Raw genomic sequence first — 12882 nt, 5'->3', positions numbered from 1 at the left:
AGCGCGGGCGACGCGCACGTGCTCGCGGGCGGCGCCGGGAGCGAGGCCGACCCGCCAGGTCAACCAGTGGGCGCAGGACGTGAACCCGTTGCCCCAGCCGCCACGGGCGTCGAATTCGCGGATCAGATCGAGCAGGCGGGCAGTGGCGGCGTCCAGGTGGGCTGCCAAGTCGGCGATCTCGTCGCCGAGGCGGTCGAGCTCTGCGTTGCGCCCTTGCGAGGCGCAGATTCGACTCTGCGTGACGCTGCCAATGCGCGGCAGGAGCGCCCACACAAATCTGTCAAGCAAAAACGCGGGTCCGGCCTGGCGACATAGGTAACAGATCGGACCGGGAACATGGGTGACGTTGCGGCGGTCGCCCGAAACGTCTACTGAATCAGACACCGCGCGGCCGGCCGGCGCCCCCGTCCTACGCCATGAAGCGGCCGCCGTTGACCGCGATGGTCTGGCCCGTGAGGTAGCCGGCCTCGGGTGTGGCCAGGAAGAGGACCCAGCCGACCATGTCCGAGACCTCGGCGATGCGGCCGATCAGCGTGCCCTTGCCGATCATGTCCCGTTGCTCCTTGTTTCGGACGGCGACCACGCGCTCGGTGGCCGTCGTGCCGGGAGCCAGGGCGTTCGCGGTCACGCCGTGTTTGCCCAGCTCGAAGGCCAGCACGCGGGTGAGGGAGTGCACGCCGGCCTTGGCGGCCGAATAGGGCGGCGACGAGGGCTGCAGCGCACTGACCCCGGCCATCGAGCCGATACTGATGATGCGCCCGCTGCCCTGGCGCTTGAACGCGGGAATGGCGGCCTGCGCGGTCAGGAAGATGCTCTTGAGGTTGAGGTCGACCACCCTGTCCCATTCCTCTTCCGGAGTCTCTTCGACCGAGAGCTGTTTCCAGAATCCGCCGGCGCTGTTCACCAGGATGTCGAGCCGTCCCGCCTCGGCCACGATGCGCTGGAAGGCGGCCCGCACCTGGCCGGCGTTCGTCACGTCACAGGCGACGAACGATGCCTGGCCCCCGCGGCTGCGGAGCGTCTTGGCCACGGCCTCGCCTTCCTTTTCGTCGATGTCCACGAGCCAGACCTGGGCTCCGGCCTGCGCGAAGGCCTCCGCCGAGCCCTTGCCGATGCCGCGTGCGCCGCCGGTGATCACCGCCACCTGTCCCGAGAAGTCGAACGTGGTCTTACCCATGTCGGAAGGCCCCTCCTGGTGGCGGAAAGATACCATGGGGGCGGCAGGCTCCCCTCGGGCGCGGAACGCCCGAGGGGAGCGCGTCAGTGAGGGGGTCAGCGAGCAGGCTGGAACGACACGTCGAGGCGGACGCTATCGCCCTCGCGAAGCTGGGCCGCCACCTCGCGCGGCACCTTCAGCTTGAAGGTGTCCGCGTCGGTCTCGACTTTGATCTCGCCGGTCTCGATGTCGGACACCCTGCCGTAGATCGTCTGGGAAGGCAGTGGCTGGTTGGTCCCCGGCGCCACGACGACCGTGCTGCCCGCAGTCTGTGGCGTCGCGCTGCCCGACGGCGCGATCGTCACGGCTTCGCCCGATCGGACGACGACGGCCTGTCCGGGCTGTAGCGAGCTGAACCTCACCGGCCGGTTGTCGACCAGCAGCACGGTGTTCGGGCCGACCCGAAACGCCTGGTTGTTGTCCAGGATGATGACCTGGGCATTGGGGTCCACGCGCACGACCCGACCGCTCGCGTCGATGGTCGTCGTCTGCGCCGTGGCCGTCGTGACTGTGAACACCAGCGCCGCCAGGACCATCGCGAATGGTTTGTACATTTTGTAGTCCTCCCTTTCGGCAGTCACCTGAGAGAGGAGCAAAGGACCTGCCAACGGGCGGCTACATTTTCCGCAGTGAGCGCTCGAGCAGATCGAGCGCGGCCCCCGCGAAGGCCCACATGTTCCGGTCACGGTCCCCGTGACCGGTCTCCAGCGTGATCGCCTGCTCGACGGGGCCGGCCACCGCGATGCAGGTGTGACCGGCCGGGTCGCCGTACCGGTTGCCGGTGGGGCCGCTGGCGCCCGTCTCGGCGAGCCCCCAGGTAGCGCCGAGCAGCTGACGAATCGTGCGGGCCTTGAGGAGCGCGTACGCTTCCGTGCTCGCTCGCATGCCGTGGAGCGCGGCGTCCGGCAGCTGGAGCAGCCCCCGCCGCGCCGCCTGGGTGTAGATGACTCCGCCCCCCAGGAAATAGGCGGAGGCGCCGGGCACGGCGAGCAGGGCAGCCGAGATCAGCCCGCCGGTCGACGATTCGGCGACGCCTATGGTCTGCTTGCGTTCCTTGAGTAGCGCGCCGAGGGCCGACGCCATGGTCGCCAGGTCATTCATGTGTTGTCTCCTTGGGCCGGCTATAATCGCACACCGCGGTCGTGGAGATCAGCCGTCGTGGAGGTGGAGATGTGAGGAAGGTCGGCGTGGCCCTCGTCGCCTTGATGTCCCTCCTGCAGGGGGCGCACCCAGCGGGGGCGGCCATCATGTCGCTCAGCTTCAACCCGGTGAGCGTTCCCGGGGGCAGCAGCGCGACCGGGAGGGTGACGATCAGCGAGCCAGCGCCGGACGGCGGCCTCACCGTGTCGCTGTCGAGCAGCACGCCTGCCGCCGTCGTGCCTCAGCGGATCGTCATTCCGGCCGGGTCCAACGAAGCCACCTTCACCGTCGGAGCGGCATGGATCGAGAAGCCTACGCGCGTCCAGATCGTGGCCACCAGCATCGGCCGGCTCTACGCCTCCGGGATGGGGACGCTGACCTTCCTGCCCTCGGGAGTCACGTCCGTGATCTTCGATCCCCCGAACGTCGTCGGTGGGGCCCCATCGGTGGGGACGGTCCTGCTCAGCGCCCCGGCTCCGGCCGACGGGATCGCGGTGCAGCTCGCGGTGACGGGCCCCGCGGCGCCTCCCTGCTCGCCGCCACCCAAAGTGCCGGCGACGGTGCGGGTCCCCGCCGGGGCCCAGCGCGCGACCTTCCAGATCGAGACCTTTCCGAGCTGGGAGGAGACGTTCGAGATCCGCGCCTCCTACGCCGTGACCAGCGCCAGCAGCGCTCTTCGCGTGACCAAGCCGTGGCTGAAGGAGGTCAAGGTGCCGGCCCGGGTGCGCGGGGGGACCACCGTGCAGGGCGTCATCCAGCTGGCCGGCCCCGCGCTACCCCCCGGCTGCGGCATCAAGCACCGGCTCGCCAGCAGCGATCCCAGCATGGCGGAAGTCCCGGCGGACATCGTGTTCCCGGGCGGGGCCTCCGAGGTGGCGTTCGAGATCAAGACGGCTAAGGTCCCGTCGCCCTACGGAGTCTCCCTGACCGCGACCGCTTTCTATCTCCTGTCCGCCGAGCCGTACGCCGAGAGCAAGGAGACGCGAATCGCGGTGACGCCCTGGTGAGGTCCTCGCCTGTTCCCTCAGAAGTGGAAGTGCAAGCCCAGGCCCACGTAGTCCACCCGGTTCCGGTAGAACTGGCCGTTCGGAGAGTGTCCGGTGAAATATTCGATGAGCACTTGCAGATTCCGCGGCTCCAGGATGCCGGAGAACTCCACGCCGGCGCGGACCGAATAGTCCGCCTCCCAGTCGTTCTCCTCGCGGTTCTGAATGTCCACCGCCGCGACAGGACGCCAACGTGCGGCAGGCCCGGGCCACGGGCTCCGCACCTCGAGGCCGACCTGGGTGAACAGGGGGTCCAGGTCCTCGGGCGTGCGATTGACCAGCGAGCCGCCGCCGCCATACACGCGCAGCGCCCCGTTCAGAAATTCATAGGAGAGCTTGGCGTCGACGCCCTCGTAGGAGAGGTTGATGCGCTCGGGGCGTGTCTGGCGCAGCAGGAACTCGTCGCCGAGGTGGCTCGACTGGTGGAAGAGACGGGCGAGCAGCGAGAAGTCCCGGTAGCGGTACGCGACCGTGGCCGCCGCGAAGTAGTCGCTGTTGATGAGGTCGAACGACGGGGCGTCGAGATCGAGCACCGCGAAGACCCCCCCCTGGAAGCCGAGCTCCCACAGGCTCTCGCCGAGCCGATCCCGGTAGAGCGCGAAGCTCTCACCGAAGGACACGGCGGCGATGTTCTTGAAGTCGGGATCCTCCAGGTAGTAGTGGTAGGCGGCGGAGAAGTGGGGCCAGCGCGGATCGGCGATCAACGCGGTGAACAGCTCGCCGCCTGGCATGAATCCCAGATCCCGGCGGCGCTCCTCCACCACCGCGTCGGCGGCCAGAGCCGCTCCGGGAGCCAGCGCCAGAGCCAGGAGCAGGAGTGGCAGGCAGCGTGTCATGAGCACCTCGGCGCGGGACACGCATGCGGCGTGCCAGCGCCGCCGCGCCACGTGTCGGACGGTCAGCGTCGCTTCGTCTCTCTCAGATCCAGCGCGCCGGACCGGCGTCGAGGATCCTCCCCTTTGGGAAAGATTTGCGTTTTTTGGACCTTCTGCGTCCCTGTCGTGGGCAGGCGGTCGACGAAGAGGACCCAGCCGGGCGCCTTGAAGTAGGCGAGGCGCTCCAGGCACCAGCCCTGGAGCTGCTCGCCCAGCTCGCGGCCGGGCGCGCGACCCGGCATGGGCACGACGCAGGCCATCACCTCTTCCTCGCGAACCTCGTCCGGCACGGCCAGCACCGCGACCTGGGCCACGGCGCCGTGGGCCTGCAGGCACGCCTCCACCTCGGCGGCGGCGATGTTCTCACCCGAGCGCCGAATGATGTTCTTCTTCCGATCGACGAAGTAGAGCATACCGTCGGGCGCCTGCCGCACGACGTCGCCGGTGTGAAACCACCCGCCCCGCCAGGCCTCCTCCGTGGCCTCGGCGTTCTTGAGGTAGCCCGCGAAGAAGCCGTGACGAGGCCCCGCCGGGCCGCCCCAGCGCACCAGAAGCTCGCCGTCGCCGCCCGGCGCCACCTCCTGGTCCTTGTCGTCCACCACTCGGGCCTCCAGGCCACCGAACGGGCGCCCGAACGCGCGGGAGGTGATCTGCCGCGGCTCACGGCAATCGGCGTAGATCCGTCCCGTCTCGGTCATGCCCCAGACCTCGACGAGGGGAAAGCCGAAGCGCTGCTCGAAGCGGGCGTGCAGCTCCGGCTCCACGCCGGCCCCCAGGCCGAATTTCACCTGATGGGCGCGCTCCTCGGGCGTCTCGGGCTGGTTCAGCAGTAGCGGTGGCATGACGCCCAGGTAATGGATGACGGTCGCCCGGGCGTTGACGACATCCTTCCACCAGCGGCTCGGGCTGAAGCGCTCGGGCTGAGCCAGGCAGTTGGCGGTGAGGATCGCCGCGGTGGCGGTGATCGCCTGGGCGTTCATGTGGAACAGCGGCAGCGGGTTCAGGATGCGCTCGCGGCCGTACTCCAGGCGGACGAGTCCTCCCAGATCGCGGTACCAGGCACCGGCATTCAGGTAATAGAGGTTGGTGAGGATGCAGGCCTTCGGCCGCCCGGTGGTGCCCGACGTGTACAGCAGGCTGGTTTCCGAGTCCAGCCCGGGCTCGCCTGATCGCGGCGGCGGTCCCGGCCTCGGCAGCGAGGACGGCAGGTGCTCGGCGTTCACGACGGGCAGCGGCCTGGCGAGAGCGGCCGCCACGGCTTCGAGGTCCCGCGCCCGGCCCGCGCTCACGACGGCCAGGTCGGCCTCGGAATGTTCCATCTGATAGAGCATCTCGTCGTGCCGGTAATCGGGGCTGATGGGCACGATGGAGGCGCCCAGCCCGTTGAGCGCCAGGTAGTGGAAGAAGAATTCCGGCCGATTCTCGAGCAGCAGGGCAACTCGGTGTCCGTGGCCATACCCGGCGGCAGCGTACGCGTCGCGCAGCTCGAGCGAGGCCTGGCGGGTCTGGTCGTACGTCAGCTCGATCCCCTCCGGGTGGTAGGCGCGCCCCGGCGCCGGCGGCGCGCACAAGAACGCGTTGCCGGGGGAGGCCCGGGCCGTCTCAGTGAACGCCTGGAATACCGTCAGGGCCATGGCGTAGGAACTACACCGTCTCGGCGTCTCCGGCAAATGGCCGCGCGGCTCGCGACGCCGTTGGCATCGGGCCTGCACTGCAGCGGACCCGGGAGGGAGACCCTCATGATGGTTGACGAGACGTTCGTCGTCGTTGAAGGCCGTCACCAGGCCTGGCCGGTCGCCTGGAGCGCGGTGCTGGTAGGCGCGCTCTCCGCGCTGGCGGTCGGTCTCATGGTCGGCCTGCTCGGCTATGCCTTCGGCGCCCATCAGGTCGCCCAGGCGCCCTTCGAATGGCGCACGGTCGGGTGGGCCAGCGTGATCTTCAGCATCGCGGGCGCCTTCTTCGCCTATGTGGTCGGAGGGTGGGTCGCGGCGAAGATCGCCGGGTTTGCGCGTTCCGAGCCGGCGATGCTGCATGGCGCCATCGCCTGGCTGGTGACGGTGCCGTTCTTGATGTTGGTCGGAGCCTTGGGCGCGGGTGGCTACTTCGGCGGCTGGTATGGCGGTCTGGCGGGCTCAGCCGCGTTTTCGGACCCGGCCGCCGCGGCTGCGTTCCGCAACACTGCGGTCGCGACGGCGGTCGCAATGCTACTGGGCCTCGTGGGAAGCGCGCTCGGCGGCTGGATGGGGTCGGGCGAGCCCATGTCGCTCAGCTATTACCGTCAGCGACAGGCCGAGGGGTCGCCAGAACGACCCCGGCGCGTGGCATAAAAGGGAGACGAAATCAATGCTTTACATCTTGATGTGGTTGCTGGGAGTGCCGCTGAGCTTGATCCTCATCCTGTTCCTCGTCGGCATCGGCCGCTAGTCTGACGGCGGGTCCTTGACTCGGGTGGATTCTGGATCCAGAATCCACCCGAGTGGTCATGACCCGCCTCGTGGAGCCGCTCAAGCGCCAGCGCCTCGTGGATGAGGCCACGAGTGCTCTGCGCGACGCCATCCTGAACGGACGCTTTCCGGAAGGGGCGCGTCTGCGCCAGACCGACCTGGCGGACCGGCTGGGCATCAGCCGGACGCCGATCCGCCAGGCGCTGGGGCGCCTGCAGCACGAGGGTCTGGTTCAGCTCCTGCCCGGGAGCGGCGTGCGGGTGACCGTGCTCGACCTCCATGAGGCCGCCGAGCTCTACGACCTGCGCGAGGTGCTCGATGGGCTGGCCGCTCGGCTGGCCGCCGGCCGCGCGAGCCCGGCGGCGCTGGCGGGGCTCGAACGGGCGCTGGAGCGGATGCGGCAATGCCTGGAGCGCCAGGATGAGAACCGCTGGTTCGTGGCGCACGTGGCGTTCCACGACCGGATCTTCCAGGCCAGCGACAATGCCAGGCTGCAGGCCCTGTCGGCGGTCGTACGCCTGAGCATCCAGCGCTTCCACCCGCTCCTGCTCAAGACGCCGCGGCGGCTGGAGGACGCCTATCGCGAGCACGAGGCCATCTGCGCGGCGATCGCCGCGCGCGACGCGGCCCGGGCCGAGCGCCTGGCGCGGTCGCACATCACCAGCGCCAGGGCGATCGTGCTCGCCGCCATGGCCGGTCAGCGAGGCGCCGATGGCGCTGTTCAAGGCTGAGAAGAAGGCGCCCCGGGGGCCGGCGGGACGGTGGGACGTCCTGGTGGCCGAGGACATGTGCAAGGCGTGCGGGTTCTGCCTGCAGATCTGCCCCGTCGATGTCTTCGCCTGGCGCGCGACGGCGAACAAGCTCGGCTGGTTCCCCATGATCGTGGCCCACGAGGAGAACTGCGTCGGGTGCATGCTCTGCTACCAGATCTGCCCCGATTTCTGCATCGCCGTCACCATGAAAACAGGAGCCGCTTGATGCCGCCCCCCTCCGAGCTGGTCGCCCCGTGGGTCGAGTGGGAGCGTCGCGTGACGAAGGGACGCCGCCTGCTGGAGGCGGGCACGTTCGCGCTCACCGAAGGCGCCATCGCCGCCGGTTGTCGGGTCTTCGCCGGCTACCCGATCACGCCGGCGACGGACATCGCCGAGTACATGTCCAAGCGTCTGCCCCAGGTGGGTGGCTACTACATGCAGGCCGAGGACGAGCTGGCCGGCATGCACATGTGCGCGGGGGCCAGCCTGGGCGGGCTCAAGGCCATGACGGCGACCTCAGGGCCCGGCTACACCCTGATGCACGACGCCTACGGCTGGTCCATCACCAACGAGATCCCCCTGGTCGTCGTCGATGCCATGCGGGTGGGGCCGATCAGCGGCATCACCGGCGCGCCGGGCCAGGGCGAGTTCTATATCGCCCGCTACGCCTCCCACGGCGGCAACTTCGAGACGATCGTGCTTTCGCCCTCCTCCGTGCAGGAGGCATTCTGGCTGACCATCGACGCCTTCAACCTGTCCGAGCGCTTCGCCACGCCGGTCACGATCCTCACCGACCAGGTCGTGTCCGACATGTGGGAGGATCTCTTCATCCCCGACGACTACGCCGGCCTGGATTTCGTCGTTCCGCGCCGGACGAACCTCACGATGCCGTTCTTCCCGGTTGGCAGCGACGCCATCGACGTCCCGCCCAACATCATCGGGCGCGGCACCGGCGTGTGCGTGTCGGCGTACACCCACACCGAGGAAGGCTACGACATCGAGGAGATGGAGGCGCAGTGGGCGCAGACCCACCGCCTCGTCAACAAGATCCGCCACCACCGGAGCGAGCTCACCCGTTACGAGACGGTGGGCATGGACGATGCCGACGTGGTGGCGGTGGCCTACGGCGCCGACGCCCGCACGGTGAAGACGGCCGTGCTGGAGGCCCGGGCTCGCGGGCTGCGGGCCGGCTTCGTGCGTCCCATCACGCTGTGGCCCTTCCTCGACGACCTCTTCGCCGTGGACCGCCATTACGTGGTCTGCGAGCTGAACTACGACGGCCAGCTGGTCCGCGAGGTCATGCGGGCGGCGCCCGACTCGCGCAAGGTACACTTCATGGGCAAGAGCGCCGAGCTGCACACGGTGGGCGAGGTGCTGGCGGCCCTGGACGGCGTGGCCCGGACCGGACGTATCCCCGAGCTGCCCTACATCTGGACGGAGGTCCGCTGATGAATCCCCTGGCGAAGAAATATCTCAGGCCGAGTCAGATCCCCACCAAGGCCTGTCACGGCTGCGGCATCGGGATGATCGAGAACTGGCTGCTCCAGGCGATCGACGAGCTCGGGCTCAAGCAGGAAGACGTCGTCTTCGGCACGGGCATCGGCTGCGTCGGCCGGCAGACCTTCGCCACCTGGGGCGGCGACAACTTCGGCGCCACCCACGGCCGGGCTCTGGCCGTGGCCACCGGGATCAAGCTGGCGCAACCCGAGCGCCGCATCCTGGTCGTCGTGGGGGACGGTGACGCGGCGTCCATCGGCACCTCGCACCTGATCCATGCCGCCCGGCGCAACCTGGGGGTCACCGTGATCTGCGAGGACAACATGGGCTACGAGTCCACCGGCGGCCAGTTCTCGCCGACGACGCCGGCCGGCTACGTCACCAACTCCAGCCCCTACGGGATGGTCGAGCCCTCGTTCGACCCCTGCGACGTCGTCAAAGCGGCCGGGGCGACCTTCGTGGCCGAGACCACCGCCACCCAGTGGCACCAGACGGTCAAGGTTGTCAAGAAGGCGCTGCAGAACGACGGCTTCTCCTTCATCCACGTCCGCTTCCCGTGCAACGAGAACTTCGGCGCGTACGCCCTGGGGACCCGCGACACGCTCAAGAATCTGGAGTGGATCTACGAGCACACCCAGGGGCGCAAGGCCGACGGCAGCGAGACCGACTTCACGTGGGAGACCGGCATCAAGCACGATGCCTCCAACAGCCGGCCGGAGTTCACCCGGCTCCTGCGCGAGATGAACGCCCGGGTCCAGTCCGACCTGGCCGACAAGATGGCGGCCAGGGCCTGATGGCCATCGACGGCAAGGCCCGCACCGAGATCCTGATCTCCGGCTTCGGTGGCCAGGGCGTTATCCGGATGGGACAGATCATCGGCCTGTGCGCCATCAAGCAGGGCCACCGCGTCACCATGCTCAAGAGCCACGGCACGGAGACGCGCGGGGGATACGTGCGGGCCCAGCTCGTGATCGCGCCGGGGGAAGTCGACAGCCCGGTGGTCGAGAACGCCGACGTGTTCGTCGCCTTCTCGGCGCCCGCCTACCGGAAGTTCTACGAGCTGTGCCGCGGCAAGGTTCTCTACGATCCGGAGATGGTCACCGCGGTCCGGACCGACGCGCCCGAGCGCCACGTGGCCGTGCCCGCCACGCAGCTCTCCAAGGAGCGATTCGGCAAGGAGCTGTTCGCCAACATGATCATGCTCGGCGCGCTGACGCGTTTGAGCGGCATGGACTACGAGGCGATGAAGCGGGCCATGCTGGAGATCATTCCGCGCTTTCACGAGCAGAACCTGGCCGCCCTCGAGGTCGGCCACACGTTGCCCACCCTGACCCCGGCCTGACGTGCCCTCCTCCGAGTATCGCCGGTGGCACGACGTCTGGCCCGCCCATCTTGCCTTCACGCTCGACTATCCGCGCGTGCCGGCCTGGTGGCTCCTCGAGCGCAATGTCGCGCGCTTCGCCGACCGCGTCGCTCTGCGCGAGCTGAGCCCCGAGACGCTGGCCGAGGAACGGACGGTGACCTACGAGGCGCTGTGGCGGGCCGCCCGTGGCGCGGCGACCGGGCTGCGCGGGGCCGGCGTCGGTCCCGGAACCCGGGTGGGCTACTGTCTGCCGAACGGGGCGCAGCTCGTGGTCGCCTACTACGCGACCTGGGTCGCGGGGGGCGTGGTGGTGCCCGCCAATCCGGCTGCGCGCGAGGCCGAGCTCGTCCAGCAGCTCGGTGATGCCGACGTCGGCCTCGTCGTCGGCGCGGCCGGGAGCGCCGCCCAGGCGGCCGCCGGTCGGCTGGAGATCCCGTTCCTGGACAGCGAGCGCTTCCACGGCCTGGCGGCCCTTCCGCCCGCGGAGCCGGCGGCCTGCCTCCCCGAGCGCGACATGGCCGTCTTGCTCTACACGGGTGGGACGACCGGGACGCCGAAGGGGGCGATGCTGAGCCACTACAGCCTGGTTGCCAACACCATCCAGTTCGCCGAATGGTACGCGTTCGCGCCCGGCCAGGAGACGGCGGTGTGCGTCCTGCCGTTCTACCACTCCGGCGGGATGTCGGGCGCCATGAACGTTCCGCTCTATGCCGCCAGCACCTGCCTGGTGCTGCCGCGGTTCAGCGCGGGAGCGGCGGCCCGCGCGGTCACGCGCTACCGAGCCACCCGGCTCTTCGGGGTGCCGACGATGTTCATCGCCCTGCTCAACGACGGCGAGGGCCGGCGGGCCGATTACTCGGCGCTGCGCGCCTGCCGCACCAACGCCGCGCCGCTGCCGCCGGCCGTGAAGACGGCGTTCGACGCGCTGGTGGGACGCGAGGTCCTGGTGGAGGGCTACGGGCTGACGGAAACCAGCCCCCTGACACACGCCAACCCCATCGGGCGAGCCAAGGCCGGCTCGATCGGCGTTCCGCTGCCCGACACCGACGCGCGGGTCATCGACGTCGAGCGCGGCGGGGACGTGCCGGCGGGCCAAGCCGGCGAGCTGCTGGTCCGCGGCCCCCAGGTGATGCTCGGGTACTGGCGGCGAGAGGCGGAGACCGCCGAGGTGATGCGCGACGGCTGGCTCCGCACCGGTGACATCGCCTGCATGGACGACGAGGGGTACTTCCGTGTCGTCGACCGCAGCAAGGACGTGATCAACACCGCCGGCTTCAAGGTCTGGCCTCGCGAGGTGGAGGAAACGCTCTATGCGCACCCGGCGGTGAAGGTGGCCGCGGTGGTCGGGGTCCCCGACGACTACCGCGGCGAGGCAGTGAAAGCCTATGTCGTGCTCAGGGACGGGCCGGGGACGCCCCCCAGCGCCGCCGCGATCATCGACTTCTGTCGGGAACGCCTCACGCCCTACAAGGCGCCCCGCATCGTCGAGTTCCGGTCGGAGCTGCCCATGACCACCACCGGCAAGCTGCTGCGGCGCGAGCTGCGGCGCGAGGTCTCGCTGAGAGGAGAGCCATGACGACACGCCTGCCTGCTCCGATCGTCTTCGTGATCGCCGCGCTGCTGCTAGCCGCTCTGGCCCCTGTCCCTGGCGCGGCCCAGGAGAAGTTCCCGAGCCGGCCCATCGACTTCATCGTCCCCTGGGGCACCGGCGGCGGAGCCGACTCGATGGCCCGCCAGCTCGGGACGCTCACCCAGCCCCTGCTGGGCACGCCCTTGCCGGTTTCCAACGCGCCGGGCGCCGCCGGCAACACGGGGCTGGCCAAGGTCCTCAACGGCAAGCCCGACGGCTACACGGTCGCCGTCTACATCCAGGACACGCTGATGACGATCCCCATGGGGCTGGCTCGTCACAAGGTCGAAGACCTGGCGTGGATCACGCGGACCCAGGTCGCCGACTCCTTCCTCTTCGTCAAGGCCGACGGACCGTTCAAGACGATCCAGGAGCTCCTCAAGCACGCGCAGGCCAACCCGGGCAAGCTGCGGGTGGCGGGCACCGGCTTCGGCACCGTGGACGACGTCACCGTCCGGTACCTCGAAAAGAAAGGTTACAAGATGACCACGGTGCCGTATCCCAAGCCGGGCGAGCGCTACGCGGCCACGCTCGGCGGTCACGCCGAGGTCCTTTACGAGCAGGCTGGCGACGTGCTGCAGTACCTCAAGGCCGGCCAGCTCAAGCCCCTGGTCATCTTCGCCGAGCGGCGGCACCCGTCGTTCGCCGAGGTGCCGACCTCCAAGGAACTGGGGCTCGACATCACCCTACCGCAGTTCCGGGGGGTCGTGGCCAAGGCGGGGACCCCGGCCGACCGCGTGAAAGCCCTGGCCGACGCCTTCGGCAAGGCCGTGCAGACCCCGCAGTGGAAGAAGTTCGCCGAGGACTGGTACATGAGCCCGGAGAGCTATCTGGGGCCGGAGCGGTTCGGCCGCTGGGCGGCCGGTGAGGTGGCCACGCTCGATCGGCTGGTGAAGGAGTTCGGGCTCCGCAAGTAACC

Annotated in this window: 14 protein-coding genes; 9 read left to right on the top strand and 5 right to left on the bottom strand. The window is 69.4% G+C overall.

Translation table 11 applies throughout. The features are described 5' to 3' along the window. Positions 1-409: 409 nt before the first annotated feature. The 3 genes from VFR64_04095 to VFR64_04085 form a co-directional block, all read right to left on the bottom strand. Positions 410-1177 (bottom strand): SDR family NAD(P)-dependent oxidoreductase, encoded by a 768-nt coding sequence (locus VFR64_04095; protein ID HET9488929.1) that lies wholly within the window; start codon positions 1175-1177, stop codon positions 410-412. A 95-nt stretch (positions 1178-1272) separates the two neighbouring features. After that, entirely contained in the window at positions 1273-1770 is a 498-nt protein-coding gene (locus VFR64_04090; GenBank protein ID HET9488928.1) for a hypothetical protein, read from the bottom strand. Positions 1771-1831: 61 nt separating this feature from the next. Further along, positions 1832-2317, bottom strand: coding sequence for a CinA family protein (locus VFR64_04085; GenBank protein HET9488927.1), 486 nt, complete (start codon positions 2315-2317; stop codon positions 1832-1834). Positions 2318-2388: 71 nt separating this feature from the next. On the opposite strand from VFR64_04085, the gene VFR64_04080 reads away from it, so the two are divergent. Next, complete coding sequence (locus tag VFR64_04080; protein ID HET9488926.1) at positions 2389-3363, top strand: hypothetical protein; 975 nt, start codon at positions 2389-2391, stop codon at positions 3361-3363. 17 nt (positions 3364-3380) lie between these two features. Here VFR64_04080 and VFR64_04075 read toward each other — a convergent pair whose 3' ends face one another. Further along, the gene (locus tag VFR64_04075) at positions 3381-4238 is read right to left on the bottom strand and encodes a DUF1207 domain-containing protein (GenBank protein ID HET9488925.1); all 858 of its coding nucleotides are present in this window, start codon (positions 4236-4238) and stop codon (positions 3381-3383) included. 62 nt (positions 4239-4300) lie between these two features. Continuing rightward, positions 4301-5911, bottom strand: a complete 1611-nt coding sequence (locus tag VFR64_04070; GenBank protein ID HET9488924.1) for an AMP-binding protein — start codon at positions 5909-5911, stop codon at positions 4301-4303. A gap of 105 nt (positions 5912-6016) precedes the next feature. Between VFR64_04070 and VFR64_04065 the strand changes: the two genes are divergently transcribed. The 8 genes from VFR64_04065 (at position 6017) to VFR64_04030 (ending at position 12880) form a co-directional block, all read left to right on the top strand. Beyond that, positions 6017-6604: a hypothetical protein gene (locus VFR64_04065; protein ID HET9488923.1), complete on the top strand. Its 588-nt coding sequence runs from the start codon at positions 6017-6019 to the stop codon at positions 6602-6604. 155 nt (positions 6605-6759) lie between these two features. After that, positions 6760-7452 (top strand): GntR family transcriptional regulator, encoded by a 693-nt coding sequence (locus tag VFR64_04060; protein ID HET9488922.1) that lies wholly within the window; start codon positions 6760-6762, stop codon positions 7450-7452. Then, positions 7433-7699 (top strand): 4Fe-4S dicluster domain-containing protein, encoded by a 267-nt coding sequence (locus VFR64_04055; protein ID HET9488921.1) that lies wholly within the window; start codon positions 7433-7435, stop codon positions 7697-7699. Before VFR64_04060 ends, VFR64_04055 begins: the two co-directional genes overlap by 20 nt. Continuing rightward, the gene (locus VFR64_04050; GenBank protein ID HET9488920.1) at positions 7699-8922 is read left to right on the top strand and encodes a 2-oxoglutarate ferredoxin oxidoreductase subunit alpha; all 1224 of its coding nucleotides are present in this window, start codon (positions 7699-7701) and stop codon (positions 8920-8922) included. The genes VFR64_04055 and VFR64_04050 overlap by 1 nt, the downstream gene beginning before the upstream one ends. Then, complete coding sequence (locus VFR64_04045; GenBank protein HET9488919.1) at positions 8922-9764, top strand: thiamine pyrophosphate-dependent enzyme; 843 nt, start codon at positions 8922-8924, stop codon at positions 9762-9764. The genes VFR64_04050 and VFR64_04045 overlap by 1 nt, the downstream gene beginning before the upstream one ends. Further along, entirely contained in the window at positions 9764-10312 is a 549-nt protein-coding gene (locus VFR64_04040; GenBank protein ID HET9488918.1) for a 2-oxoacid:acceptor oxidoreductase family protein, read from the top strand. The genes VFR64_04045 and VFR64_04040 overlap by 1 nt, the downstream gene beginning before the upstream one ends. 1 nt (position 10313) lies before the next feature. Next, positions 10314-11909 (top strand): AMP-binding protein, encoded by a 1596-nt coding sequence (locus VFR64_04035; GenBank protein ID HET9488917.1) that lies wholly within the window; start codon positions 10314-10316, stop codon positions 11907-11909. After that, positions 11906-12880, top strand: a complete 975-nt coding sequence (locus tag VFR64_04030; GenBank protein ID HET9488916.1) for a tripartite tricarboxylate transporter substrate binding protein — start codon at positions 11906-11908, stop codon at positions 12878-12880. Before VFR64_04035 ends, VFR64_04030 begins: the two co-directional genes overlap by 4 nt. Positions 12881-12882 lie beyond the last annotated feature (2 nt).

This window comes from Candidatus Methylomirabilota bacterium, from assembly GCA_035709005.1.
Taxonomy (GTDB): Bacteria; Methylomirabilota; Methylomirabilia; order Rokubacteriales; family CSP1-6; genus 40CM-4-69-5.
The sequence above is the reverse complement of the archived record's forward strand: the minus strand, read 5'-3'. Positions and strand labels throughout refer to the sequence as shown.

Excerpts from the sequence above, each read along its gene's own strand:
- VFR64_04070 (HET9488924.1), bottom strand. The coding sequence starts at position 5,911 with ATGGCCCTGACGGTATTCCAGGCGTTCACTGAGACGGCCCGGGCCTCC.
- VFR64_04085 (HET9488927.1), bottom strand. The coding sequence starts at position 2,317 with ATGAATGACCTGGCGACCATGGCGTCGGCCCTCGGCGCGCTACTCAAG.
- VFR64_04030 (HET9488916.1), top strand. The coding sequence starts at position 11,906 with ATGACGACACGCCTGCCTGCTCCGATCGTCTTCGTGATCGCCGCGCTG.
- VFR64_04060 (HET9488922.1), top strand. The coding sequence starts at position 6,760 with ATGACCCGCCTCGTGGAGCCGCTCAAGCGCCAGCGCCTCGTGGATGAG.
- VFR64_04095 (HET9488929.1), bottom strand. The coding sequence starts at position 1,177 with ATGGGTAAGACCACGTTCGACTTCTCGGGACAGGTGGCGGTGATCACC.
- VFR64_04045 (HET9488919.1), top strand. The coding sequence starts at position 8,922 with ATGAATCCCCTGGCGAAGAAATATCTCAGGCCGAGTCAGATCCCCACC.
- VFR64_04050 (HET9488920.1), top strand. The coding sequence starts at position 7,699 with ATGCCGCCCCCCTCCGAGCTGGTCGCCCCGTGGGTCGAGTGGGAGCGT.
- VFR64_04040 (HET9488918.1), top strand. The coding sequence starts at position 9,764 with ATGGCCATCGACGGCAAGGCCCGCACCGAGATCCTGATCTCCGGCTTC.
- VFR64_04090 (HET9488928.1), bottom strand. The coding sequence starts at position 1,770 with ATGTACAAACCATTCGCGATGGTCCTGGCGGCGCTGGTGTTCACAGTC.
- VFR64_04075 (HET9488925.1), bottom strand. The coding sequence starts at position 4,238 with ATGACACGCTGCCTGCCACTCCTGCTCCTGGCTCTGGCGCTGGCTCCC.
- VFR64_04055 (HET9488921.1), top strand. The coding sequence starts at position 7,433 with ATGGCGCTGTTCAAGGCTGAGAAGAAGGCGCCCCGGGGGCCGGCGGGA.
- VFR64_04065 (HET9488923.1), top strand. The coding sequence starts at position 6,017 with ATGATGGTTGACGAGACGTTCGTCGTCGTTGAAGGCCGTCACCAGGCC.